A 25844-nucleotide genomic window follows, 5' to 3' on the forward strand; every position below is an offset into this window, starting at 1 on the left:
GCAACCAGGCGAGTTTGCATACATATTCTGTGTAATCTCTTCACTCGCCTGATACTTTATTTGCCATTTCCGCAAAATTAATTAACCATTCGCAGGCTTTATACGCGCGGGGGAGACCTGCGCGTCGGCAAGGCTATGAGTTCAGTTAATAACAATAACCGGGAGTACCCGGAATACGGCAAACACAAGAGGATATATGACTGAGAAAAAAGCGGAGCTCCAGCGTGGACTGGAGGCCCGGCATATTGAACTGATCGCCCTTGGTGGGACGATTGGCGTGGGGTTGTTTATGGGGGCGGCCAGTACGCTGAAGTGGGCTGGACCTTCCGTGCTGCTGGCGTACATTATCGCTGGCCTGTTCGTCTTTTTCATTATGCGCTCAATGGGCGAAATGCTGTTCCTTGAGCCCGTCACCGGCTCTTTCGCGGTGTATGCGCATCGCTATATGAGCCCCTTCTTCGGCTACCTGACCGCGTGGTCGTACTGGTTTATGTGGATGGCGGTGGGCATCTCGGAGATTACCGCCATCGGCGTCTATGTGCAGTTCTGGTTCCCGGAGATGGCGCAGTGGATCCCGGCATTAATTGCCGTGGGGCTGGTGGCGCTGGCAAACCTCGCGGCGGTCCGGCTGTACGGTGAAATCGAGTTCTGGTTCGCCATGATTAAAGTGACCACCATTATTGTGATGATCGTCGTGGGCCTGGGCGTCATTTTCTTCGGCTTTGGCAACGGCGGCCACTCCATCGGTTTTGGCAACCTGACCGAACATGGCGGTTTCTTTGCCGGCGGCTGGAAGGGCTTCCTGACGGCGCTGTGTATCGTGGTCGCGTCATATCAGGGCGTGGAGCTCATCGGCATTACCGCAGGTGAAGCGAAAAATCCGCAGGTCACGTTACGCAGCGCGGTGGGCAAAGTGCTGTGGCGGATCCTGATTTTCTACGTCGGCGCGATTTTCGTTATCGTCACTATTTTCCCATGGGATCAAATCGGCTCCAACGGCAGCCCGTTCGTACTGACGTTTGCCAAAATCGGTATTACCGCCGCGGCGGGGATTATCAACTTCGTGGTGCTGACGGCGGCGCTTTCCGGCTGCAACAGCGGGATGTACAGCTGCGGACGTATGCTGTACGCCCTGGCGAAGAACCGTCAGCTGCCGGCGGCGATCGGTAAGGTATCGCGCAACGGCGTTCCTGCCGTCGGCGTAGCGCTGTCGATTCTGATCCTGCTGGTAGGCTCCTGCCTGAATTACATCATTCCTAATCCCCAGCGGGTATTTGTCTATGTCTATAGCGCCAGCGTCCTGCCGGGGATGGTGCCGTGGTTTGTGATCCTGATTAGTCAGCTGCGTTTCCGTCGCGTACATCAGGCAGCGATAGCCAGCCATCCGTTCCGTTCGCTGCTGTTTCCGTGGGCCAACTATTTCACCATGGCTTTCCTGATCTGCGTGCTGGTCGGGATGGGGCTGAATGATGAAACCCGGATGTCGCTCTTTGTCGGTATTATTTTCCTTGCTGCCGTTACCCTGATTTATAAGGTGTTTGGCCTCGGAAGACAGGGACAAATCAATAATCCGGCTGAATAAGCGTCAAAACGAACAAAGCATGAGCAAACGATAATTTTCTTTAAAAAGGCACTAGACAGCGGGGGAGGAAGTCCGTATTATCCGACCCCGCAACGGCGCTAAGCGCCCGTAGCTCAGCTGGATAGAGCGCTGCCCTCCGGAGGCAGAGGTCTCAGGTTCGAATCCTGTCGGGCGCACCATTAACCCGGTGCTGGAGCTGCGGTGGTTTTAATACCGCGTAAAAGGTTTGCAGTGGTGGCTATAGCTCAGTTGGTAGAGCCCTGGATTGTGATTCCAGTTGTCGTGGGTTCGAATCCCATTAGCCACCCCATTATTTGATAGAGTTGTGAATTTGCGAAGGTGGCGGAATTGGTAGACGCGCTAGCTTCAGGTGTTAGTGTTCTTACGGACGTGGGGGTTCAAGTCCCCCCCCTCGCACCACGACTTTAACGAATTGAACTAAAAATTCAAAAAGCAGTATTTCGGCGAGTAGCGCAGCTTGGTAGCGCAACTGGTTTGGGACCAGTGGGTCGGAGGTTCGAATCCTCTCTCGCCGACCAATTTTGAACCCCGCTTCGGCGGGGTTTTTTGTTTTCTGTTACTTCCTGCCATGACTTATTCCCCTGATCTTGCTGATAAAAAATCTTCTCTTTGCTTAAGAATACGCGTCAGGAAAACTCTCAATTCATCACTGTGGTAGATGCAATTTCCCCGGATCCTGTGCGATAATAACCCGGTAGATGCTCATTCCATCTCTTATGTTCGCCTTCGTGCCTCATAAACTCCGGAATGATGCAGAGCCGTTCTTACGGTGCTTATCGTCCACTGACAGATGTCGCATTTATGCCTCATCAAACACCATGGACATTACGTTGAGTGAAGCACCCAATTTGTTGTCAAACAGACCTGTTTTAACGCCTGCCCTGATTTCAGCGCAGGCGTTTTTTTCTTTCAGGGGATCGTCAACGCGAAGGCGGGGGAGAAGCGCTATCGCCCCGCAGGAGGCGATAGCCAGACCAGGTTATTGCTGAGGGTTATTCTGCAGCGTCAGCAGCAGGCCATCGCGGCGCATGGTGGCCGCTTCCTCCGGCTGATGCAGGCGATCCAGGGCATCGGCCAGCCAGGCGTAATCAAAGGCATCCGGACGCTGCTTAAGCGCGGCGCGGAAGGCGATGCTGGCCTCCTGCCATTCACCGTGCCGCATCAGCGACTGGCCCAGGGTGCTCCACAGCAGCGGACGGTCGCCAACGGCTTTGATCTGTTGGCGCAGTACTTTCTCCAGCTGTTCCGGGTTATTGGTCTTCAGGCGCGGGATCGGCATCACCAGACGATCGTCATACTGTTTCTTCAGACCATCAATGATAATTTGCTGCGCGGTATCGTGATCGTCGCTCTCGATGAGGCGCTCGGCCATCGCCACCTGCAGCGGCACCAGCGCCCGCGTTTTACGGCTCTGGTTGCGCCACCATTCACGCAGCCCCTCGCTGCCGCCATCGGCCAGCGCTTTGTCCATCAGGCCAACCCACGCCAGCTGTTCCAGCGCGGCGCGGTGCTCTTCATCGCCGACGTTAGCTTTCGCCATCGACGGAATGATATCCAGCAGCGACTGCCAGGCACCGGTGCGGGTATAAGCCTGTTCGGCGAGGCGCAGCACTTCCGGATGACGCGGGGTGATCTCCAGCAGCTTATCGATGCCATGGCGCGCGGCGTGATTTTCATTGCGCGCCAGCTGCAGGCGAACGCGGGTGATTTCCACCGGGATCAGATCATCGCCCGCCAGTTCTGTGGCGCGCTCCAGATGCTGGTTAGCCCGCGCTTCATCGCCGCGCTGCTGGGCCGCTTCCGCCGCCAGCAGATAGTTCACCACCGGCTGTTCGGCGTGATCGGCGTTTTTCGCCATCAGCTTCTCAACCTGCTGGTAATCACCTTCCGCCAGCTTAAGCAGCGCCTGCTCGGTTTGCTTACGCGCGCGACGGCGTTTACGGCCGACAAACCAGCCGCGCGTATGCGCCCCGGTGCGGAAAATGCGGCGCAGCAGCCATTCAATGGCGAACAGCACCACCATGGCGAGGATCAGGATAATCACCAGCCCGGTCACGCTGGTCTCGATATTGTAGTTATCAGTCTGGATCAGGACGTAGCCCTGATGGCCGGCGATCATCGGGCCAAGCACGATCCCGGCGATCAACAGTGCGAAGAGTAAAAGAATTTTCAGCATGCGTTACTCTCCTTGCGGCGCAGCGGGGGCGGCCGGTGCAGCAGGTGCAGACGGTGCAGGTGCGGGCGCGCCGCCCGCGGAAACGGCAGGCTGCGCCATCAGATTACGCACCCGGGTCTGCATCAGTTTTTCCAGCAACGCCTGGCTCTGCAGCGTCTCCGGCACCGTCATGGTAATGCTTTGCTGACTGAGTTTATCCACCTCTTCAAGAAAGGCTTTAGTGGTGGCGTCATCGGTATCGTAATAGGCGCGTACCCAGGTCGAGACGTTATCCAGCGACTGTTTCCAGGTCTCTTCCTGATGGCGCGGCACCGCCTGCGCGGCGACCAGCAGGCGAGAGCGAATATTTTCCCGCAGATAGATATCCTGATTCGGCGCCAGCAGCGGGACCGCCGTTTCATCGCGGCGGCGCACGGTGATAAAGCTGTCCATAAAATTCTGCCAGCTTTTCTGCAGATTGATGCGCCATTCGCTGATGGAGCTGGAGAGCTCATCGCTATCAGAATCCATCGGCGAATCGTCATCGTTATTATCCGCCAGCCGCAGGTTATCGATTTGGTTCGCCAGCTGATTAACCTTGAGGATCATGCCGTCGTAGTCCACCTGGTTCACCGCGGAGAGAGTGGCGATGTCGTCGGTAATCGCCCGGCGGGCGCCGATCAGGCTCGGGTCATTCATGTCGGCGAGACTGGCGTCGGCGCTTTTCAGCAGCGCGGCGGCGGTGGTGACATCCTGATCGCTCCACAGCTTACGTCCCGCCAGCTTGACGAGGAAGTCGGCCTGGGCCAGCAGCCAGGTTTTGGCGTCGCTACCGGAAATGACCGCCACTTTTTGCTGGACTTCGTCCAGCTGTTTGGCCAGCGTCTCCTGCTGGCGTTTGGCTTCGTTTAGCTGGTCGGCCTGCTGTTTGATAATGCCTTCCAGTTCGCTTTTTTGGCTCTCCTGCGCTTTTTGCAGCGCCGCGACCTGGCTTGATAATTCAGAGGTGGTTTCGTTTTGACGCGAGGCCTGCTGTTTGTTCAGGCCATACAGACCGATACCGGCGGCTATCGCAATGGCGATAGCGATCGCGCTGAGCGCCAGGCTGGTTTTGTTGCCAGCCTTCTTCTTATCAGTGTTCTCTGGCTGTGGTGTGGTCTCCACGGCCTCCCTGGTCTCTTCAACCACGGCGGATTGATTTTGTTGTTCCGTCATTATGGCTTCCAATGTTGAGAGTTATTGTAATGCGCGTAGCAGCGCATCGTTGTCGGCGCTATCGGCAACCTGAATCTTCTGCCAGCCCAGCTCCCGGGCCTGAAGGGCCAGACGTTCGCTGACAACGACAACGCGGCAGTGCAGGAGCCACCGTTCGCGATACCATTGCGGTATTAACGACCATAGCTGCTGCAGCATCTCGCCGCTGGTGACCACCAGCGTGGTGACCCCGCGAGATTGCCAGCGCATCGCTTCTTCTGCGCCATCGTAATGCTTTGCACTACGTTGATAACATTCACAAAATGTGACCCTGGCGCCGCGCTCGGTCAGCGTCGCGCCTAAGAGTTCCCGCCCGCCATTGCCGCGTAAGATCAGCGCATTTTTCCCGGCAATGTTTTGTAATTCAGGTAATTGTAGCAAGACTTCGCTAATTTCCCGATCTAACGGGTAATGGATATGCTGCCCGCTGACCGTATGCAGGGCCAGCGCCGTCGTGCGGCCAATGGCAAAATAGCGTGGGGAAGTGGGCCAGGGCAGCCCCTGTTGCTGCAGGCGGGCATGGGCGAACTCCACCGCATGCTGGGACAGCGCAAACAGCAGATCGTCAGGCCCGAGGCGGGCAAGCGCGTCGCCCAGCGCGGGAAGCTCCCGGCCAGGCGTAAATTCTATCAGCGGAAAGCCCCAGGCCACGCGTCCCATGGCCCGCAGACGGCTGACCAGCGCTTCTCCTTGCGGTAATGGACGAGTGACCAGGATGCTCATCGTGGGGCTTCTCCATCATAAACTGCCGCGAGAATGTCGCGCGCGCCGTTATCCAGGAGCTCTTCCGCCAGCGAGATGCCGAGCGCTTCGGCCTGCTCTGCTGGCCCGCGCCGTTCGCCGCGTACCATCTGCGAACCATCCGGGGCGCCAACCAGCGCCCGCAGCCACAGTTCGCCGTTGACGAGTTCCGCATAGCTGCCAATCGGCACCTGGCAGCCGCCTTCGAGACGAGTGTTCATCGCCCGCTCGGCGCGCACGCGCACTGCCGTTTCCGTATGGTTGAGAGGCGCTAGCAGCCCCTGGGTCCATGCATCGTCGAGACGGCATTCGATGCCGACCGCACCCTGGCCGACCGCCGGCAGGGATTGCTCCGGCGACAGCGGCTGGCGAATTCTCGCCTCGAGCTGCAGGCGCTTCAGGCCGGCGGCGGCGAGGATGATGGCGTCATACTCGCCGTTATCCAGCTTACTCAGCCGGGTACCGACGTTACCGCGCAGAGAGCGGATCACCAGGTCCGGACGAGTGGCGGCCAGCTGGCACTGACGGCGTAAACTTGATGTGCCAACGACGCTGCCGGCCGGGAGTTCATCAATCGAGGCATAGTGATTGGAGACAAACGCGTCGCGCGGATCGTCGCGCTCGCAGATAGTCACCAGCCCCAGACCCTCCGGGAATTCCACCGGCACATCTTTCATCGAATGAACGGCGATATCGGCGCGCCCTTCGAGCATGGCAAGCTCTAACTCTTTCACAAATAAGCCCTTGCCACCCACCTTTGCCAGCGGAGTATCAAGGATGACATCCCCGCGAGTGACCATCGGCACCAGCTCGACCTTCAGTCCGGGATGCGCGTGTTCGAGGCGCGCTTTAACATATTGCGCCTGCCATAGCGCAAGCGGGCTTTGCCGTGTGGCAATTTTCAAAACTTTGTCTAACATGCTTGTTACCGTCATTGTCGACCACTAACCATCCTAACATTGTTGTCTTACGGATGTTAGTTTTCACGGTTTATGTGGGAGATAGCTCCGGCCCACTCTTTTTTAACCTTTCATGCGCGTGGCGGTTGCCGGAGGCGTAGTGAGGAATTTACAGGTAATAAACGGTGCTACACTTGTATGTAGCGCATCTTTCTTTACGGTCAATGAGCAAGGTGTTAAATTGATCACGTTTTAAACCATTTGTCCGTCCGCTGCTCATCACAACCACACCGACGACGAATGGTGACGGTTTTTGTTGAAATACTGAAATCCTCCGTACTATTGTACCTCGGGTTTTTGAACATCAGGCGATATGTCTTGTACCTCTATATTGAGACACTGAAACAGAGACTGGATGCCATCAACCAATTGCGCGTGGATCGCGCGCTTGCTGCCATGGGACCCGCTTTCCAGCAGGTTTACAGTCTACTGCCAACGTTATTACATTATCATCACCCGCTGATGCCGGGTTACCTTGACGGTAACGTTCCCCGTGGCATTTGCCTCTACACGCCTGATGAAACCCAACGCCACTATCTTGAAGAACTGGAACTGCATCGCGGCATGCAGACCCAGGAGCCGCCAAAAGGCGAGCTGCCGATCACCGGCGTCTACTCGATGGGTAGTACCTCCTCCGTCGGCCAGAGCTGTTCTTCCGATCTTGATATCTGGGTATGTCACCAGGCCTGGCTGGATAGCGAAGAGCGCCAGCTGCTGCAGCGAAAATGCAGCCTGCTTGAGAGCTGGGCGGCCTCGCTCGGCGTGGAAGTCAGCTTCTTCCTGATCGACGAAAACCGCTTCCGCCATAACGAAAGCGGCAGCCTCGGCGGCGAAGACTGCGGTTCGACCCAGCATATTTTACTGCTCGATGAGTTCTACCGCACCGCGGTGCGTCTCGCCGGCAAGCGTATTCTGTGGAATATGGTGCCGTGCGATGAAGAAGAGCATTACGACGATTACGTCATGGGGCTGTATGCCCAGGGCGTGCTGACGCCAAACGAGTGGCTCGATCTCGGCGGCCTCAGTTCACTGTCGGCGGAAGAGTACTTCGGCGCCAGCCTGTGGCAGCTGTATAAGAGTATCGACTCGCCCTATAAAGCGGTGCTGAAAACGCTGCTGCTGGAAGCCTACTCCTGGGAATACCCCAACAACCGCCTGCTGGCGAAAGATATCAAACAGCGCCTGCACGACGGCGAGATCGTCTCCTTCGGACTCGACCCCTACTGCATGATGCTGGAGCGCGTGACCACCTACCTGCAGGCCATTGAAGATGAAACTCGTCTCGACCTGGTGCGCCGCTGCTTCTACCTGAAAGTGTGCGAAAAACTCAGCCGCGAGCGCGCCTGCGTCGGCTGGCGTCGCGAAGTCGTCAGCCAGCTGGTCAACGCGTGGGGCTGGGATGAAAAGCGTCTGATGATGCTCGACAACCGGGCGAACTGGAAAATTGATGAAGTGCGCAAGGCGCACAACGAACTGCTCGATGCGATGATGCAGAGCTATCGTAATCTGATCCGTTTCGCACGGCGCAATAACCTCAGCGTCTCCGCCAGTCCGCAGGATATCGGCGTGCTGACGCGTAAGCTGTATGCGGCCTTTGAAGCGCTGCCGGGCAAAGTGACGCTGGTGAACCCGCAAATTTCGCCGGATCTGTCGGAACCGAATCTGACCTTTATTCACGTGCCGCCGGGTCGCGCCAACCGTACCGGTTGGTATCTGTATAACCGCGCGCCGGATATGGAATCGATCATCAGCCATCAGCCGCTGGAATATAACCGTTATCTTAATAAGCTGGTGGCCTGGGCCTGGTTTAACGGCCTGCTGACCTCACGCACCCGCCTGTTTATTAAGGGCAACGGCATCGTCGATCTGGCGAAGCTGCAGGAGATGGTGGCCGATGTGTCGCACCACTTCCCGCTGCGCCTGCCGGCGCCCACGCCAAAAGCGCTATACAGCCCGTGCGAAATTCGCCACCTGGCGATTATCGTTAACCTCGAATATGACCCGACGGCGGCCTTCCGCAATCAGGTGGTGCACTTCGATTTCCGCAAGCTCGATGTCTTCAGCTTCGGCGAAGAGCAAAAATGCCTGATCGGCAGCGTCGACCTGCTGTATCGCAACTCGTGGAATGAAGTGCGTACGCTGCATTTCAACGGCGAGCAGGCGATGATTGAAGCGCTGAAAACGATCCTTGGTAAAATGCATCAGGATGCCGCGCCGCCGGACAGCGTGGAGGTCTTCTGCTATAGCCAGCATCTGCGCGGCCTGATCCGCACCCGCGTACAGCAGATGATCTCCGAGTGCATCGAACTGCGTCTCTCCAGTACCCGTCAGGATACCGGGCGCTTTAAAGCGCTGCGCGTCTCCGGCCAGACCTGGGGACTGTTCTTCGAGCGTCTTAACGTTTCGGTGCAGAAGCTGGAAAACGCCATTGAGTTCTACGGCGCTATCTCGCACAACAAGCTCCATGGCCTGTCGGTGCAGGTTGAAACCAATCACGTTAAGCTGCCGGCGGTAGTGGACGGATTCGCCAGCGAAGGGATTATCCAGTTCTTCTTTGAAGACGCGGATAACAACGACAGCGGCTTTAACATCTATATTCTCGATGAGAGCAACCGCGCTGAGGTCTATCACCACTGCGAGGGCAGCAAAGAGGAGCTGGTGCGCGATGTCAGCCGCTTCTATTCGTCATCGCACGATCGTTTTACCTACGGCTCCAGTTTTATCAACTTCAACCTGCCGCAGTTCTATCAGATTGTCGAGGTGGACGGGCGCACCCAGGTGATCCCTTTCCGCACCCAGGCGATTGCCGCCGCGATCCCCACCAGCCAGGACGTTACCGCCTCGCCGGTGCTGCAGCAGCGCTACTCGTAGATTTGGCCCGGAAAAGGCGCAATGCGCCGTCATCCGGGGAACATGTCATTAACGGAATCTCACCGTCTCACCGGCCTGCTGGCTCGCCGCCTGCTCCAGCAGATCCCAGAAGGTTTCACCGCTGCGATCGCAGATCCACTCGTCGCCTTTGAGATCGAAATGGTAGCCGCCCTGTTTGGTGGCCAGCCACACCTGGTGCAGCGGCTCCTGACGGTTAATAATGATTTTGCTACCGTTTTCAAAGCTAATGGTCAGCACGCCGCCGTTGATTTCGCAGTCGATGTCGCTATCGCCGTCCCAGTCATCCAGGCGTTCTTCGATGGTCATCCACAGGCTATCGGCCAGGCGATGGAATTCACTGTCGTTCATAATTTTATTCTGCTTTTTTGATTTTTGAAGATGGGTCGCAGTATAGCGCGAAACAAAAGCGCGCGCAGTCGGATGCTAAAGGCTTGCTTTTACGTCTTCTCCTGCGATGATAGAAAGCAGAAAGAATGAATCACGGGCAACTATCAATGAAAAACGTTTTTCCTACGCTTGCCGTTTTGTTTGCGATCTTCAGCCTGACCGGCTGCGGTCTGAAAGGGCCTCTCTATTTCCCGCCGGCTGATAAAACTGCGCCGCCGCCGACCAAACCGGTTAACCCGGGCATTCAGAGCTCAACGCCGGATCGTAACGATCGTGGCGATACCGGTGGTCCGAGCCAGGTCAATTACTAACGATAACGTTCTGTTCCGCGCAACTGGAGTAGATGATGCAGTTCTCTAAAATGCATGGCCTTGGCAACGATTTTATGGTCGTTGACGCGGTAACGCAGAATGTTTTTTTCTCGCCGGAGCTGATTCGCCGCCTGGCGGATCGCCACCTTGGCGTCGGGTTCGATCAGCTGTTGGTGGTGGAGCCGCCCTACGATCCGGATCTGGATTTCCATTACCGGATCTTTAATGCCGACGGTAGCGAAGTGTCGCAGTGCGGCAACGGCGCGCGCTGTTTCGCGCGCTTCGTCCGGCTGAAAGGCCTGACCAATAAACGTGATATCCGCGTGAGTACGGCCAACGGCCGTATGGTATTAAGCGTAACGGAAGACGATCTGGTGCGGGTGAATATGGGCGAGCCCAACTTCGAGCCCTCCCAGGTGCCGTTCCGCGCCAACAAAGCGGAAAAGACCTATATCATGCGTGCCGCCGAGCAGACAGTATTGTGCGGCGTGGTGTCCATGGGGAACCCGCACTGCGTTATCCAGGTGGATGATGTGGATACGGCGGCGGTGGAAACCCTCGGCCCGGTGATGGAAAGCCATGAGCGTTTTCCGGAGCGCGCGAATATCGGTTTTATGCAGGTGGTCGGCCGGTCCCATATTCGTCTGCGCGTCTACGAACGCGGCGCGGGGGAAACCCAGGCCTGTGGCAGCGGCGCTTGCGCCGCGGTGGCGGTGGGGATCCAGCAGGGGTTGCTCGCTGAAACGGTACGTGTGGAATTACCCGGCGGTCGTCTTGATATCGCCTGGAAAGGCCCGGGCCAGCCGCTGTTTATGACCGGCCCGGCGGCCCATGTCTATGATGGATTTATTCATTTATGAAACCAATCGGGGAAGAACAGCAGGAGGTCGCCAGCGCATTGAACGATCGTGCAGTGGTGGACTATCTGTTGCAAAATCCTGAATTTTTTATTCGTAATGCCGCCCAAGTCGAACATCTCCGCGTCCCGCATCCGGTGCGCGGTACGATTTCGCTGGTGGAGTGGCACATGATGCGGGCGCGTAACCATATCCATGTGCTGGAAGAGAATATGTCGCTGCTGATGGAGCAGGCGGTAGCCAATGAAAGCCTGTTCCAGCGCCTGCTGCAGCTGCAAACGCGGCTGGCGGCGGCGGAGAGCCTCGACGATATGCTTAACCGCCTTCACCGCTGGGCGCGCGAGCTGGGGCTGGCGGGCGCCACGGTGCGCCTGTTCCCTGACAGCTGGCGCCTGGGCGCGCCTTCGAAGTTTACCCACCTGGCGTTAAGCCGGCAGGCGTTTGAGCCGATCCGTATTCAGCGTCTGGGCCAGGCGCGCCACTACCTTGGGCCGCTGAACGGTCCGGAGCTGCTGGTGGTATTGCCGGAGGCGAAAGCCATTGGGTCAGTGGCGATGTCGCTGCTGGGCGGCGATAATGCCCCTGGCGTGATGCTCTTTAGCAGCCGCGATGCGCAGCATTATCAGCCAGGACAGGGGACGCAACTGCTGCAGGAGATCGCCCAGATGCTGCCCGGCCTGCTGGAGCGCTGGATTGAACGCGCATGACCGATTCTCCTCTCTTCTCCGCCGTCGCCCGCTTTCTGCGCCACCTTGGCGTTGAACGCCAGCTCAGCCCGATCACGTTACTGAATTACCAGCGACAGCTGGACGCGCTGATTGCCCTGGCGGATGAGGCGGGTCTGAAAAGCTGGTCGCAGTGCGATGCCGCTCAGGTGCGAAGTTTTGCGGTGCGCAGTCGCCGCGCGGGATTAGGCCCGGCAAGCCTGGCGCTTCGCCTGTCGGCGCTGCGCAGTTTCTTTGACTGGCTGGTCGGCCAGGGCGAGCTCAGCGCCAATCCGGCGAAAGGGATTGCCGCGCCGAAAATTCCCCGTCACCTGCCAAAAAATATCGATGTCGATGACGTCAATCGGCTGCTGGATATTGATCTCAACGATCCGCTGGCGGTGCGCGACCGGGCGATGCTGGAGGTGATGTACGGCGCGGGGCTGCGTTTGTCCGAGCTGGTCAACCTTGATATCAAACATCTCGATCTCGAAAGCGGCGAGGTCTGGGTGATGGGCAAAGGCAGCAAAGAGCGCCGCTTGCCGATCGGTCGCAACGCCGTGATGTGGATTGAGCACTGGCTGGATTTACGCGGCCTGTTCGGTACTGACGACGACGCGCTGTTTTTGTCGAAACTGGGCAAGCGCATTTCGGCGCGCAACGTACAGAAGCGGTTCGCCGAGTGGGGCATTAAGCAGGGGCTGAACAGCCATGTGAATCCGCACAAGCTTCGCCACTCCTTTGCCACCCATATGCTGGAGTCCAGCGGCGATCTGCGCGGTGTGCAGGAGCTGTTGGGTCATGCTAACCTCTCCACCACCCAAATCTATACCCATCTCGACTTTCAACACCTTGCCTCGGTGTACGATGCCGCGCATCCGCGCGCAAAACGGGGGAAATAATGCGTTTTTACCGACCTCTGGGCCAGATTTCCGCGCTGACGTTTGACCTGGACGATACCCTTTATGATAACCGCCCGGTCATTGACCGGACGATGCACGAGTCGCTGGCTTTTGTACGCAGCTACCATCCGTCGCTCAGCCAGTTCGACGCCCATGAGCTTAATCAGCTGCGCCAGACGCTGTTGGCATCCGAGCCTGAGATCTATCACGACGTGACCGTCTGGCGCCACCGTGCGCTGGAGTTAGGCATGCGTAACGCCGGACTCTCCGCCGACGAGGCGAAAGCGGGGGCCGATGCGGCGATGGAACACTTCGCCCAGTGGCGCAGCCGCGTCGATGTCCCGCAGGAGACCCACGATACGCTGGCGAAGCTGGCGGAGAAGTGGCCGCTGGTGGCGATTACCAACGGCAACGCCCGACCAGAGTTGTTCGGCCTGAGCGACTATTTCCGCTTTGTGCTGCGCGCCGGGCCGGATGGCCGCTCCAAGCCGTTTGCCGACATGTACCATCTGGCGGCGGAGCGCCTGAACTTACCGCTCGGGCATATTCTGCACGTCGGCGATGACCTGACCACTGACGTCGCCGGATCGCTGCGCTGTGGCATGCAGGCCTGCTGGATCAAACCGCAAGGCGCGGACCTGATGCACACCGCGGACAGCCGCCTGCTGCCGCATATTGAAATTTCACGGTTGGCATCTCTGACCTCGCTGATATAATCACCAGTTACTCTGTATATATTAACAGGGGTTCGTGGAACCCCTTCTCTTCCGGCGGTGCCAATGGACGTTTCTTACCTGCTCGACAGCCTTAATGACAAACAGCGTGAAGCCGTAGCGGCCTCGCGCACCAACATGCTGGTTCTGGCAGGGGCGGGCAGTGGTAAGACGCGCGTTCTGGTGCACCGTATCGCCTGGCTGCTGAGCGTGGAGAACTGCTCGCCGTATTCTATTATGGCGGTGACCTTTACCAACAAAGCGGCGGCAGAGATGCGCCACCGTATCGGCCAGCTGATGGGCACCACCCAGGGCGGCATGTGGGTGGGCACCTTCCACGGCCTGGCCCACCGCCTGCTGCGCGCGCACCATCTGGACGCCAACCTGCCGCAGGATTTCCAAATCCTTGATAGCGAAGACCAGCTGCGCCTGCTGAAGCGTCTGATTAAGGCGATGAACCTCGATGAGAAGCAGTGGCCGCCGCGTCAGGCGATGTGGTACATCAACAGCCAGAAAGATGAAGGGCTGCGCCCGCATCATATTCAGAGCTACGGCAACCCGGTCGAGCAGACCTGGCAGAAGGTCTATCAGGCCTATCAGGAAGCCTGCGATCGTGCCGGGCTGGTGGACTTCGCCGAACTGCTGCTGCGCGCCCACGAGCTGTGGCTGAATAAGCCGCATATCCTCCAGCACTACCGTGAGCGGTTCACCAATATCCTCGTCGACGAATTCCAGGATACCAACAACATTCAGTACGCGTGGATCCGCCTGTTGGCGGGCGATACCGGCAAGGTGATGATCGTCGGCGATGACGATCAGTCGATTTACGGCTGGCGCGGCGCGCAGGTCGAGAACATTCAGCGTTTCCTTAACGATTTTCCCGGTGCGGAAACCATCCGCCTTGAGCAGAACTATCGCTCGACCAGCAACATCCTCAGCGCCGCCAACGCCCTGATTGAAAACAACAACGGTCGCCTGGGCAAGAAGCTATGGACCGACGGCGCCGACGGCGAGCCGATCTCGCTGTACTGCGCTTTCAACGATCTCGACGAAGCACGCTTCGTAGTGAACCGGATAAAAACCTGGCAGGAGAACGGCGGGGCGCTGGAGCAGTGCGCCATCCTCTATCGCAGCAACGCCCAGTCGCGCGTGCTGGAAGAGGCGCTTCTGCAGGCCAGTATGCCGTACCGCATCTATGGCGGCATGCGCTTCTTCGAACGCCAGGAAATCAAAGACGCGCTCTCGTACCTGCGTCTGATCGCCAACCGTAACGACGATGCGGCGTTTGAGCGCGTAGTCAATACGCCGACCCGCGGCATCGGCGACCGCACGCTGGACGTGGTGCGCCAGACGTCACGCGATCGTCAGCTGACGCTGTGGCAGGCCAGCCGTGAGCTGCTGAAAGATAAAGCGCTGGCCGGTCGCGCCGCCAGCGCCCTGCAGCGCTTTATGGAGCTGATTGACGCGCTGGCGCAGGAGACCACCGATATGCCGCTGCACGTCCAGACCGATCGGGTGATTAAAGACTCCGGGCTGCGCGCGATGTACGAGCAGGAGAAAGGCGAGAAGGGTCAGACCCGTATTGAAAACTTAGAGGAGCTGGTGACGGCGACGCGCCAGTTTAGCTACAACGAAGAAGATGAAGATCTGATGCCGCTGCAGGCGTTCCTCTCCCACGCCGCGCTGGAAGCGGGCGAGGGACAGGCGGATACCTGGCAGGACGCGGTTCAGCTAATGACCCTGCACTCGGCGAAAGGGCTGGAGTTCCCGCAGGTGTTCATCGTCGGCGTCGAGGAGGGGATGTTCCCGAGCCAGATGGCCCTTGATGAAGGCGGCCGCCTGGAAGAAGAGCGTCGTCTGGCCTACGTCGGCGTGACCCGCGCCATGCAGAAGCTGACGCTGACCTACGCGGAAACCCGACGTCTGTACGGCAAAGAGGTTTACCATCGGCCGTCGCGCTTTATTGGAGAACTGCCGCAGGAGTGCGTAGAAGAAGTGCGTCTGCGGGCTACGGTGAGCCGCCCGGTAAACCATCAGCGACTGGGCGCGCCGATTGCCGAGAGCGATACCGGCTACAAATTAGGCCAGCGCGTACGGCATCCGAAGTTTGGCGAAGGCACCATCGTCAACCTCGAAGGCAGCGGCGAGCACAGCCGGCTGCAGGTGGCTTTTCAGGGGCAGGGGATCAAATGGCTGGTCGCGGCTTACGCCCGGCTCGAGGAAGTGTAACTTTAAGAAAAATATCATTATTTTGTAATATTCTGCTACCTTTATACGTTAAGGCGCCTGATTTGCGCTTTCGCGTTCCGTTGCGTGTTGACGCCGATTTTGCGCTGGCGTAACATGCGCGCACGATTACGCTAAGAGGACATTCGCCTTGGACACACCCAGTAGATGCTGGCTCAACTTCCTGTCATTCAGGAACAACTCCTAAGGCTATCCTCTTATGCTGATAGCCTTAGCGGTTGTCAGCGACCTGCCCCATTCCCGTCGCGCTGAGTCAGGCTTAATGGTCTGAAACCCAATTTGTTTCTGTGTGCCCACCGAACTGTCCGATAATTTTTTTGCATTGGGAGTCCCGGTCATGCTGAGCGCATTTCAACTGGAAAACAATCGTTTAACGCGCCTGGAAGCCGATGAGATCAAGCACCTCGCCAGCTCGGTGTGGGTCGATCTGGTCGAGCCTGACGACGATGAGCGAAGCCGCGTGCAGACGGAACTGGGTCAGAACCTGGCGACGCGCCCGGAGCTGGAAGATATCGAAGCCTCCGCGCGTTTCTTTGAAGATGAAGACGGATTACATATCCACTCCTTCTTCTTTTTCGAAGATGCCGACGATCACGCGGGTAACTCTACCGTGGCGTTTACCATCCGCGAAGGGCGCCTGTTTACGCTGCGTGAGCGTGAACTGCCCGCTTTTCGCCTCTACCGCATGCGCGTGCGTAACCAGACCCTGGTGGACGGCAACGCCTACGAGCTGCTGTTAGATCTGTTCGAGACCAAAATCGAACAGCTGGCGGATGAGATAGAAAACATCTACAGCGACCTGGAAAAGCTGAGCCGCGTGATTATGGAAGGGCACCAGGGCGATGAGTACGACGAAGCGCTGTCGACGTTGGCGGAGCTGGAAGATATCGGCTGGAAGGTCCGCCTGTGTTTGATGGATACCCAGCGCGCGCTGAACTTTCTCGTGCGCAAAGCGCGCCTGCCGGCGGGCCAGCTGGAGCAGGCGCGGGAGATCCTGCGCGATATCGAATCCCTGCTGCCGCACAACGAATCGCTGTTCCAGAAGGTGAACTTCCTGATGCAGGCGGCGATGGGCTTTATCAACATCGAGCAGAACCGCATCATCAAGATCTTCTCGGTGGTGTCGGTGGTGTTCCTGCCGCCAACTCTGGTGGCCTCCAGCTACGGGATGAACTTTGAATTTATGCCTGAGCTGCACTGGAGCTTCGGCTACCCGGGGGCGATCGTCTTTATGATGCTGGCTGGCCTGGCGCCGTATCTCTACTTCAAGCGTAAAAACTGGCTGTAGTTGTTGTGCCGGATGCGCTGCGCCTATCCGGCCTGAGTGCTGTACTTTTGTAAGCCGGATAGGGCGGAGCCGCCATCCGGCAATGTCCTAGCTCCGACGCCCCCGCCTTTGCGTATACACCGCATCCATCACGAATATCGCCAGCGCCACCCAGATAAAGCCAAAGGTGACCATTTTATCCTTGCCCGGCACTTCGCCGTAGAACGTCACCGCCAGCAGGAACATCAGCGTCGGGCCGATGTACTGGAAAAAGCCCAGCGTGGAGAGCCGCAGACGCGTTGCCGCCCCGGTGAAGCACAGCAGAGGGATGGTGGTCACCACGCCCGCCGCCATCAGCAGCAGATTGAGCGACCAGGGGTTCTGCCCCATATGGCTGGTGGGGCTGTCGGTGATGCCGAACAGCCAAATCGCCGCCACCGGCAACAGCCACAGCGTTTCCACCAGCATGCCGGTCTGCGCATCGACAGCGATTTTCTTCCGCACCAGACCATAAAAGGCAAAGCTGAAGGCCAAACCAAGGCCGATTATCGGTAGCGAACCAAAGGTCCAGAGCTGCACCAGCACGCCGCAAAAGGCGAGGATCATCGCCAGCCACTGCAGGCGACGGAAACGTTCGCCAAGGAAAATCATCCCTAACAGAATATTCACCAGCGGGTTGATAAAGTAGCCGAGGCTGGCTTCCAGCATATGGTGGTTATTCACCGCCCAGATGAACAGCAGCCAGTTGCCACCGACCAGCACCGCAGAGAGTGCCAGCAGGAAGATCTTGCGCGGCGTCTTCAGCAGCTTTTTCACCTGCGGCCACTGACGGCTAACGCTGATGAGCGCCACCATGAAGAAGAAAGACCAGATCACGCGATGGGTCAGAATTTCATCGGCGGGAACATAGTAGATAAGTTTGAAGTACGCCGGCGCGATACCCCAGATAAAGTAGGCGGCGAGGGCCAGAATAATCCCCAACCGCGTCTGTTTCGCATCCATCGGTAAAATCCATTGCCAAAGAGAGTGATGTTACTCGATTTTGGGCAATCAACCCACCATATAGGTCGCTGTTGCGCTGGCAATATATACCTGAGCTTCGTTATGCAGTTCCACACGGGCTACCGCCACTTTATTGCCGGCGCGCAGCAGGGTGCTGGTCGCGGTAAAACGTTCGCCGCGACCCGGACGCAGGTAGTCCACGCGCAGGTCGATGGTTCCCATGCGGGAAAGCCGCTGGCGCAGCTCTTCTTCATTGATGGTGTCATGGCGGGTAAGGGTGCTGCCAACGCAGACCAGACCTGCGGCGACGTCCAGCGCGGAGGCGATTACACCGCCATGCAGAATGCTTTGCGCCCAGTTGCCGACCATCATCGGCTGATTATTAAAGCTGAGCTGGGCAAACGCTTTTTCATAGCGCTCCAGTTCGAGGCCGAGGGCGCGGTTAAACGGCATGTGATAGACGAAAATCTCCCCCACCAGTTTCAGAGCTGCTTCGGCAGTAAGTTCAGACATAACACCGGTTCCATTCGTTAATAAAATGTTGATTTTATGCTTCTAAAATATTGATTTCCACTTTCGGAGTGGATTTGGGGGCAGGGGATTAATAAACAGGTAGAATGTCTTCAGGTTAAACAAAAATAAAAACTATTTATCAGGAGACCAGCATGCGTATCTCTTTGGCCTGCCTGGCGGCGCTGTGCGCGCTACCGGCTGGTGTTATGGCGCAGGATGCGTCGGTACACGACAAACCAGCAGTGCGCGGCAGTATTATCGCCAACCTGCTACAGGATCATGATAATCCTTTTCTGCTCTACCCTTATGAAAGCAACTATTTGCTCTACACGTGGACCAGCGATCTCAATAAAGAGGCGATTCGCAGCTATGACTGGGCCGAAAATGCCCGTAAAGATGAAGTGAAGTTTCAACTGAGCCTCGCCTTCCCGCTGTGGCGCGGCATCCTGGGGGATAATTCGCTGCTCGGCGCGTCCTATACCCAGAAGTCCTGGTGGCAGCTCTCCAACAGCAAAGAGTCGGCGCCGTTTCGCGAAACCAACTATGAACCTCAGCTGTTCCTTGGCTTTGCCACCGACTATCAGTTTGCCGGCTGGACGTTGCGCGATATCGAAATGGGATATAACCACGACTCGAATGGCCGCTCCGATCCCACCTCGCGCAGCTGGAACCGGCTCTATGCCCGCCTGATGGCGCAAAATGGCAACTGGCTGGTGGAAGTGAAACCCTGGTATGTGGTGGGCAGCACCGATGATAACCCGGATATCACCAAATATATGGGCTATTACCGCCTGAAGGTGGGTTACCAGCTGGGCGAGGCGATCCTCAGCGCGCAGGGGCAATATAACTGGAACACTGGCTACGGCGGGGCGGAGTTGGGGGTGAGCTATCCCATCACCAAACATGTTCGCGCTTACACCCAGATCTACAGCGGCTACGGCGAATCGCTTATCGACTATAACTTTAATCAAACGCGCGTCGGCGTCGGGCTAATGCTCAACGATCTGTTTTAATCGTTGCACTCTGGCTCGCAGGCGCTGAAAATAGCGCCTGTTTTCTTTTCAGGCAAATGGGGTCAACGTGGCACAGGCGGAAGTATTAAATCAGGAATCGCTGGCTAAGCAGGTTTTACAAGAGACCTTCGGCTACCAGCAGTTCCGCCCTGGCCAGGAGACGATTATCGAGACGGTGCTCGAGGGCCGTGACTGCCTGGTGGTCATGCCGACCGGTGGCGGCAAGTCACTGTGTTATCAGGTACCGGCGCTGGTCATGGGCGGCCTGACGGTAGTGGTCTCGCCGCTGATCTCGCTGATGAAAGATCAGGTCGATCAGCTGCTGGCCAACGGCGTGGCGGCGGCCTGTCTGAACTCGACCCAGAGCCGCGAACAGCAGCAGGACGTGATGGCCGGCTGCCGCAGCGGGCAGGTTCGTCTGCTGTATATCGCTCCGGAACGGTTGATGCTCGACAACTTCCTTGAGCATCTGGCGAACTGGAATCTGGCGATGCTGGCGGTGGACGAAGCGCACTGCATCTCCCAGTGGGGCCATGACTTCCGCCCGGAATATGCCGCGCTGGGCCAGCTTCGTCAGCGGATGCCGCAGATCCCGTTTATGGCGTTGACCGCCACCGCCGATGACACCACCCGCCGCGATATCGTCCGTCTGCTGGGACTTAACGATCCGCTCATACAGGTCAGCAGCTTCGACCGGCCGAACATCCGCTATATGCTGATGGAGAAATTCAAGCCGCTCGACCAGCTGATGCGCTACGTCCAGGATCAGCGCGGCAAATCGGGCATTATCTACTGCAACAGCCGTTCGAAAGTGGAAGATACCGCCGCGCGTCTGCAGAGCCGCGGCATCAGCGCGGCGGCTTACCATGCCGGCCTGGAAAACGACGTGCGCGCCGACGTGCAGGAGAAATTCCAGCGCGACGATCTGCAGATTGTGGTGGCGACAGTGGCCTTTGGGATGGGCATCAACAAGCCGAACGTCCGCTTTGTGGTGCATTTTGATATCCCGCGCAATATTGAATCCTACTATCAGGAGACCGGCCGCGCCGGGCGTGACGGCCTGCCGGCGGAAGCGATGCTGTTTTACGATCCGGCGGACATGGCGTGGCTGCGCCGCTGTCTGGAAGAGAAGCCCGCCGGGCCGCTGCAGGATATCGAACGGCATAAGCTGAACGCGATGGGGGCGTTTGCTGAAGCCCAGACCTGTCGTCGTCTGGTGCTGCTGAACTACTTTGGCGAAGGACGCCAGGAGCCGTGCGGCAATTGCGATATCTGTCTTGATCCGCCGAAGCAGTACGATGGCTTAATGGACGCCCGTAAGGCGCTCTCCACTATTTATCGGGTCAACCAGCGCTTCGGGATGGGTTATGTGGTGGAAGTCCTGCGAGGCGCTAACAATCAGCGTATCCGTGAGATGGGCCACGATAAGCTCCCGGTATACGGCATCGGCCGGGAACAGAGTCACGAGCACTGGGTGAGCGTGATCCGCCAACTGATCCACCTTGGGCTGGTGACGCAGAATATCGCCCAGCACTCCGCGCTGCAGCTGACCGAAGCCGCACGCCCGGTGCTGCGCGGCGACGTCCCGCTGCAGCTTGCCGTACCGCGTATCGTGGCGCTGAAGCCGAAGGCGATGCAGAAATCCTTCGGCGGTAATTACGATCGTAAGCTGTTTGCCAAGCTGCGCAAATTACGTAAAGCGATTGCCGATGAAGAAAACATTCCCCCGTACGTGGTCTTTAACGATGCGACGCTTATTGAGATGGCGGAGCAGTCGCCGCTAACCGCCGGCGAAATGCTCAGCGTCAACGGCGTGGGGACACGTAAACTCGAGCGTTTCGGCAAGCCGTTTATGGCGCTGATCCGGTCGCATGTCGATGGCGACGACGAGTAGTCAGCTGGCTATAAAAGTGCCAGAATAGTTATCCTCTTCATTATTTTCCTGCGAGTTAACTATGCTGATGCTTTTCCTTACCGTGGCGCTGGTGCATATCATTGCGCTGATGAGTCCGGGGCCGGATTTTTTCTTTGTCTCACAAACGGCCATCAGCCGCTCGCGCAGAGAGGCGATGATGGGAGTGCTGGGGATCACCTGCGGCGTAATGATCTGGGCGGGGGTAGCGCTGCTCGGCCTGAACCTGATCCTCGCCAGAATGGCGTGGCTGCACAACATCATTATGGTCGGCGGGGGCTTGTACCTGTGCTGGATGGGCTACCAGATGCTGCGCGGCGCGTTGAAAAAAGAGGCGGTATCCCCGCCAGAGCCGCAGGTTGAGCTGGCCCGCAGCGGACGCAGCTTCCTGAAGGGATTGCTGACCAATCTGGCGAACCCGAAAGCGATTATCTATTTCGGCTCGGTGTTCTCGCTGTTCGTCGGTGACAGCGTTGGCGCCGGCGCGCGCTGGGGTATTTTTCTGCTGATTATCATGGAGACGCTGGCCTGGTTTATGGTGGTTGCCAGCCTGTTCGCCCTGCCGGGGATGCGCCGCGGCTATCAGCGGATGGCGAAGTGGATCGACGGTATCGCCGGCACGCTGTTTGCGGGCTTCGGCATCCACCTGATTATCTCGCGTTAACCTGGCGTGATGCTCCACCCGGCTATATCCGGGTGGAGAAAGTGTCAGTGGCGAAGCCGCTGCAGCTCGTCTTCAGACAGACCGGTCATTTCCATAATCGCTTCGTCATCAATACCGCGTTTGCGCATCGCTTCGGCAACCTGCAGCAGGGCCTGATGTTTGCCTTCCTTTATGCCTTCCTTTATACCTTGCTGTACGCCTTTCCTGATGCCTTTTTCCATACCTTCTGCGAGCCATGTTTCCGCCAGCGTCATCAGTAATCCTCCATGCTGCGGCACGCGCTGTGCCAGCCCGTATAAGAGTGTCCGAGTATCCTCGGCATCCCCTGCCTGAGCCATATAGTTTACCAATACGGTGATTTGTTGTCCGCTCATCTGCTCCAGCATTAAGAGTTGGGTCAACTTATCCAGCAATTGCGCCATATCGCGCTGACGGATGTGTTTTTGCACCAGCGTCAGGGCCGCTATGCTGCGGTGCTGCATAATGTCGTCGTCGGGGATCACCGTGATATCGACCAGCGGAAACGCTCCGCTATAGAGCTGGCGGGCGGTCTCGGGATCGGCGAAATTATCCAGCCAGCTCATAGACCAGGGATAGGGGCTGCGTCGTCCCTGATAGAAGAGGACCGGGATAACCAGAGGCAGCGTTTTATGGCCGTTCTCCAGATGGCGCTGCATGGCGGCGACGGCATAGCGCATTAAGCGAAAGGCCATCAGTTTATCGGGGGCGCTCTGGTGCTCGATCAGAACATGGACATACCCCTTACCGCGGGTGGTTTCCAGCGAGTAGAGAATATCGCTGTAGTAGGGCCTGAGGTCGTCTTCAAGAAAGCTGCCGGATTCCAGACGTAGGGTATCCAGTTTGCAGATCGCTGTTAACGCCGGAGGCAGGTGGATCTCGATGAAATCGCGCGCCGTCTCTATCCGTGAGAGAAAAGTTTTAAATACCGCATCATGAGGGGTCGCCGTTGCTGCCATCGCCGTTCATCCGTGAATCACCTATCTGGCGGCATCCTGGCACGGTGGGCTCAGCGTCGACAGCGGGCAAAAAAATTAATTTCCCGCTTTGCGCGCCGGCTCGCGCAGAGAGATAGCTTCGCCCGCCAGGCGAACCTCTCTTTGCGAGCGAGATTTCATCATTCAGGCGTGACGGGCGGAGGCGAGGAGCGCCCCAACCAGCATAAACAGTGAACCAAAGACTTTGTTCAGCGCCTTCATCTGCTTTGGCCCTTTAATCCAGGCTGAAATGCGCTGCGCCAGGGTCGCATAGCCAATCATCACAATGATATCGACGACGATAGTGGTCACGCCCAGAACGAGATACTGCATCACCTGGGGCTGGTGGGGCAGGATAAACTGCGGAAACAGGGCGGCCAGAAAAACGATGCTTTTGGGATTGGTGAGATTCACGAACACCGCGCGCTGGAACAGTTTGCCGCGCGTCTGCGCCTTCGCCAGCGTATTCAGGTCGATGGCCCCTGCCGCGCGCCATTGCTGGATACCCAGCCAGATAAGATAGGCTGCGCCGGCCCATTTCAGCACCTCAAAGGCCAGCACCGAGCGGGAGAACAGGGTGCCGAGACCGACGCCGACCAGCACGATATGAATGGCCAGCCCGGTCTGCAAACCGGCAATTGACGCCGCCGCGCCGCGGTAGCCGTGGTTAATGGAAGTGGTCATGGTATTAATCGCTCCGGAACCCGGGGACAGGCTGAGAATGATTGATGTCAGCAGGTAGGCGAACCACCACTCAATGGTCATGAGAAACTCCCTGATTGTCTGTTTTTATGCCACAATACGCTATTGTGTCAGCATTGTGTGATACACGGCAAAAAAACGATTTTCAGCGGTTAACAGGGGTGTAAACCCGATGTTTGGGCAGAAAAAGGACTGGGAAACACGAGAAAACGCGTTTGCGGCCTTTAGCATGGGGCCGCTGACGGATTTCTGGCGACAGCGCGAAGAGGCTGAATTTAAAGGCGTCGACGATGTACCGGTACGCTTTGTTCGCTTTTGCGCGCAAAATCACGATCGACTGGTGCTGATTTGCCCTGGGCGCATTGAAAGCTACGTGAAGTATGCTGAAGTGGCCTACGATCTCTTTCACAGCGGCTTTGACGTGATGATCATCGACCATCGCGGTCAGGGTCGCTCGGGTCGTCTGCTCTCTGATACTCACCGCGGGCACGTGGTGAACTTCAGCGATTATGTTGATGACCTGGCTGCGCTCTGGCAGCAGCAGGTGGTCCCCGGCCACTGGCGAAAACGGTTTATCCTCGCTCACTCTATGGGCGGGGCGATTGCCACGCTCTTTCTGCAACGCTACCAGGCGCATTGCGATGCGATTGCGCTCTGCGCGCCGATGTTCGGGATTATCATTCGGCTGCCGGACTGGATGGTGCGCCATATTCTCGACTGGGCTGAGGGCCATCAGCGCATTCGCGAAGAGTATGCCATCGGCACCGGACGCTGGCGGGCGCTGCCTTTTGCCGTTAACGTGCTGACGCACAGTCGACAACGCTATCGTCGTAACCTGCGTTTCTATGCCGACGAGCCGCGACTGCAGGTCGGCGGCCCGACCTGGCACTGGGTGCGCGAAGGCATGCTGGCCGGTGACGAAGTGCTGGCGAATGTGGAAAAAGATACCGCCCCGACGCTGCTGCTGCAGGCGGAGGAGGAGCGGGTGGTCGATAATCTGATGCACGACCGCTATTGTGAATTACGGGCCGCCGCCGGCCATCCCTGTGAGGGCGGAAAGCCGCTCGTCATTGAAGGGGCATACCATGAGATCCTTTTTGAAAAGGACGCTATGCGCTCAGTCGCGCTCAATGCCATCGTCGAGTTTTTCAATCGACATACTTAATCCGACGATAACGCTCGTCGCCCTGCTTAGAGGTTAACTTTTTTATGTACCAGGTTGTTGCGTCTGATTTAGACGGCACGCTGCTTTCCCCCGATCATTTCCTGACCCCCTATGCCAAAGAGACGCTGAAGCTGCTTACCGCCCGTGGGATCAATTTCGTCTTCGCCACCGGCCGACACTACATCGACGTCGGGCAGATCCGCGATAACCTCGGCATCCGGTCGTACATGATCACCTCTAACGGCGCCCGCGTTCACGATAGCGATGGTCAGCAAATCTTCGCCCATAACCTCGACCGTGATATTGCCGCCGACCTGTTTGAGATCGTGCGTAACGACCCGAAAATCGTCACTAACGTCTATCGGGAAGATGAGTGGTATATGAACCGCCATCGCCCGGAAGAGATGCGCTTTTTCAAAGAGGCGGTGTTTAACTACAAGCTGTATGAGCCGGGCGAACTGGATCCGCAGGGGATCAGCAAGGTGTTCTTTACCTGTGAGGATCACGAACATTTGCTACCGCTTGAGCAGGCGATGAACGCCCGCTGGGGCGATCGCGTGAACGTCAGCTTCTCCACCTTAACCTGCCTGGAGGTGATGGCGGGCGGGGTATCGAAGGGGCATGCGCTGGAGGCAGTGGCGAAAATGCTCAGCTACAGTCTGTCAGATTGCATCGCTTTCGGCGACGGCATGAACGACGCCGAGATGCTGTCGATGGCCGGCAAAGGCTGCATTATGGCCAACGCCCACCAGCGGCTGAAGGATCTGCATCCGGAACTGGAAGTGATCGGTAGCAACGCCGACGATGCGGTCCCGCACTACCTGCGTAAGCTGTACCTCGACTGACAAAGATTGACGACTGGCGAATAATTGCCCAGTCGTCAACC

The 25844-nt window shown here is 57.7% G+C and carries 23 protein-coding genes and 4 tRNA genes; 18 read left to right on the plus strand and 9 right to left on the minus strand.

Annotated features, from left to right (window positions below; translation table 11 throughout):
• Positions 1–196 precede the first annotated feature (196 nt).
• The 5 genes from GQR96_RS00735 to GQR96_RS00755 all read left to right on the plus strand — a co-directional run bounded on the left by GQR96_RS00735 (position 197) and on the right by GQR96_RS00755 (position 2121).
• The gene (locus tag GQR96_RS00735; RefSeq protein WP_004886813.1) at positions 197–1582 is read left to right on the plus strand and encodes a bifunctional threonine/serine APC transporter ThrP; all 1386 of its coding nucleotides are present in this window, start codon (positions 197–199) and stop codon (positions 1580–1582) included.
• Positions 1583–1684: 102 nt separating this feature from the next.
• Positions 1685–1761 (plus strand) — tRNA-Arg (locus tag GQR96_RS00740).
• A 55-nt stretch (positions 1762–1816) separates the two neighbouring features.
• A tRNA-His gene (locus tag GQR96_RS00745) sits at positions 1817–1892 on the plus strand.
• A 23-nt stretch (positions 1893–1915) separates the two neighbouring features.
• Positions 1916–2002, plus strand: a tRNA-Leu gene (locus GQR96_RS00750).
• Between the two features lie 42 nt (positions 2003–2044).
• Positions 2045–2121, plus strand: a tRNA-Pro gene (locus GQR96_RS00755).
• Between the two features lie 461 nt (positions 2122–2582).
• Here the strand turns inward: GQR96_RS00755 and hemY are convergent.
• The 4 genes from hemY to hemC are packed head-to-tail and all read right to left on the minus strand — an operon-like array spanning position 2583 to position 6673.
• Positions 2583–3779 (minus strand): protoheme IX biogenesis protein HemY, encoded by a 1197-nt coding sequence (gene hemY / locus GQR96_RS00760; protein ID WP_004886811.1) that lies wholly within the window; start codon positions 3777–3779, stop codon positions 2583–2585.
• Between the two features lie 3 nt (positions 3780–3782).
• Complete coding sequence (gene hemX / locus GQR96_RS00765; protein WP_004886808.1) at positions 3783–4973, minus strand: uroporphyrinogen-III C-methyltransferase; 1191 nt, start codon at positions 4971–4973, stop codon at positions 3783–3785.
• Between the two features lie 21 nt (positions 4974–4994).
• A complete protein-coding gene (gene hemD, locus GQR96_RS00770; protein ID WP_004886806.1) occupies positions 4995–5735 on the minus strand; it encodes a uroporphyrinogen-III synthase in 741 nt (246 codons plus the stop codon).
• Positions 5732–6673: a hydroxymethylbilane synthase gene (hemC, locus tag GQR96_RS00775; RefSeq protein ID WP_004886804.1), complete on the minus strand. Its 942-nt coding sequence runs from the start codon at positions 6671–6673 to the stop codon at positions 5732–5734. The genes hemD and hemC overlap by 4 nt, the downstream gene beginning before the upstream one ends.
• Before the next feature lie 357 nt (positions 6674–7030).
• Between hemC and cyaA the strand changes: the two genes are divergently transcribed.
• Positions 7031–9583 carry a class I adenylate cyclase gene (gene cyaA, locus GQR96_RS00780; protein WP_002883383.1) on the plus strand — a complete coding sequence of 851 codons (2553 nt, stop codon included), beginning with the start codon at positions 7031–7033 and terminating at the stop codon, positions 9581–9583.
• 48 nt (positions 9584–9631) lie between these two features.
• Here the strand turns inward: cyaA and cyaY are convergent, their stop codons facing one another.
• Positions 9632–9952, minus strand: a complete 321-nt coding sequence (cyaY, locus tag GQR96_RS00785) for an iron donor protein CyaY (protein WP_004886799.1) — start codon at positions 9950–9952, stop codon at positions 9632–9634.
• Between the two features lie 146 nt (positions 9953–10098).
• On the opposite strand from cyaY, the gene GQR96_RS00790 reads away from it, so the two are divergent.
• The 7 genes from GQR96_RS00790 (at position 10099) to corA (ending at position 17013) form a co-directional block, all read left to right on the plus strand.
• Complete coding sequence (locus GQR96_RS00790) at positions 10099–10302, plus strand: LPS translocon maturation chaperone LptM (protein ID WP_004886794.1); 204 nt, start codon at positions 10099–10101, stop codon at positions 10300–10302.
• Positions 10303–10337: 35 nt separating this feature from the next.
• Positions 10338–11162, plus strand: a complete 825-nt coding sequence (dapF, locus tag GQR96_RS00795; protein WP_002883394.1) for a diaminopimelate epimerase — start codon at positions 10338–10340, stop codon at positions 11160–11162.
• On the plus strand, positions 11159–11866 hold the full coding sequence (locus GQR96_RS00800) for a DUF484 domain-containing protein (RefSeq protein WP_004886790.1): 708 nt from the start codon (positions 11159–11161) through the stop codon (positions 11864–11866). Before dapF ends, GQR96_RS00800 begins: the two co-directional genes overlap by 4 nt.
• Complete coding sequence (gene xerC, locus GQR96_RS00805) at positions 11863–12765, plus strand: tyrosine recombinase XerC (RefSeq protein WP_069734377.1); 903 nt, start codon at positions 11863–11865, stop codon at positions 12763–12765. The genes GQR96_RS00800 and xerC overlap by 4 nt, the downstream gene beginning before the upstream one ends.
• Positions 12765–13481, plus strand: coding sequence for a 5-amino-6-(5-phospho-D-ribitylamino)uracil phosphatase YigB (gene yigB / locus GQR96_RS00810; protein ID WP_004886786.1), 717 nt, complete (start codon positions 12765–12767; stop codon positions 13479–13481). The genes xerC and yigB overlap by 1 nt, the downstream gene beginning before the upstream one ends.
• Before the next feature lie 63 nt (positions 13482–13544).
• Positions 13545–15707 (plus strand): DNA helicase II, encoded by a 2163-nt coding sequence (gene uvrD / locus GQR96_RS00815; RefSeq protein WP_004886784.1) that lies wholly within the window; start codon positions 13545–13547, stop codon positions 15705–15707.
• A gap of 355 nt (positions 15708–16062) precedes the next feature.
• Complete coding sequence (gene corA / locus GQR96_RS00820; protein WP_002883400.1) at positions 16063–17013, plus strand: magnesium/cobalt transporter CorA; 951 nt, start codon at positions 16063–16065, stop codon at positions 17011–17013.
• A gap of 87 nt (positions 17014–17100) precedes the next feature.
• On the opposite strand, the gene rarD is transcribed toward corA, so the two are convergent.
• Together rarD and yigI are read right to left on the minus strand one after the other, a co-directional pair.
• Entirely contained in the window at positions 17101–17994 is an 894-nt protein-coding gene (gene rarD / locus GQR96_RS00825) for an EamA family transporter RarD (protein ID WP_017899396.1), read from the minus strand.
• A gap of 48 nt (positions 17995–18042) precedes the next feature.
• Positions 18043–18507, minus strand: coding sequence for an acyl-CoA thioesterase YigI (gene yigI, locus GQR96_RS00830; RefSeq protein ID WP_002883404.1), 465 nt, complete (start codon positions 18505–18507; stop codon positions 18043–18045).
• A 152-nt stretch (positions 18508–18659) separates the two neighbouring features.
• Between yigI and pldA the strand changes: the two genes are divergently transcribed.
• The 3 genes from pldA to rhtC all read left to right on the plus strand — a co-directional run bounded on the left by pldA (position 18660) and on the right by rhtC (position 22096).
• Positions 18660–19520: a phospholipase A gene (pldA, locus tag GQR96_RS00835; RefSeq protein WP_004886777.1), complete on the plus strand. Its 861-nt coding sequence runs from the start codon at positions 18660–18662 to the stop codon at positions 19518–19520.
• A gap of 67 nt (positions 19521–19587) precedes the next feature.
• Entirely contained in the window at positions 19588–21414 is a 1827-nt protein-coding gene (gene recQ / locus GQR96_RS00840) for an ATP-dependent DNA helicase RecQ (protein WP_004886773.1), read from the plus strand.
• A 61-nt stretch (positions 21415–21475) separates the two neighbouring features.
• Positions 21476–22096: a threonine export protein RhtC gene (gene rhtC / locus GQR96_RS00845; protein ID WP_004886772.1), complete on the plus strand. Its 621-nt coding sequence runs from the start codon at positions 21476–21478 to the stop codon at positions 22094–22096.
• A gap of 44 nt (positions 22097–22140) precedes the next feature.
• Here rhtC and GQR96_RS00850 read toward each other — a convergent pair whose 3' ends face one another.
• On the minus strand, positions 22141–23073 hold the full coding sequence (locus GQR96_RS00850) for an Rpn family recombination-promoting nuclease/putative transposase (RefSeq protein ID WP_065905177.1): 933 nt from the start codon (positions 23071–23073) through the stop codon (positions 22141–22143).
• A 162-nt stretch (positions 23074–23235) separates the two neighbouring features.
• Positions 23236–23856, minus strand: coding sequence for a homoserine/homoserine lactone efflux protein (rhtB, locus tag GQR96_RS00855; protein ID WP_002883411.1), 621 nt, complete (start codon positions 23854–23856; stop codon positions 23236–23238).
• A 109-nt stretch (positions 23857–23965) separates the two neighbouring features.
• Between rhtB and pldB the strand changes: the two genes are divergently transcribed.
• Together pldB and yigL are read left to right on the plus strand one after the other, a co-directional pair.
• Entirely contained in the window at positions 23966–24958 is a 993-nt protein-coding gene (gene pldB, locus GQR96_RS00860; RefSeq protein ID WP_004886768.1) for a lysophospholipase L2, read from the plus strand.
• A 44-nt stretch (positions 24959–25002) separates the two neighbouring features.
• Positions 25003–25803 (plus strand): sugar/pyridoxal phosphate phosphatase YigL, encoded by an 801-nt coding sequence (gene yigL / locus GQR96_RS00865; RefSeq protein WP_004886764.1) that lies wholly within the window; start codon positions 25003–25005, stop codon positions 25801–25803.
• The last annotated feature ends 41 nt before the right edge of the window (positions 25804–25844 follow it).

The sequence above is a fragment of the Klebsiella sp. PCX genome, assembly GCF_021869705.1.
Taxonomy (GTDB): Bacteria; Pseudomonadota; Gammaproteobacteria; order Enterobacterales; family Enterobacteriaceae; genus Klebsiella; species Klebsiella quasipneumoniae.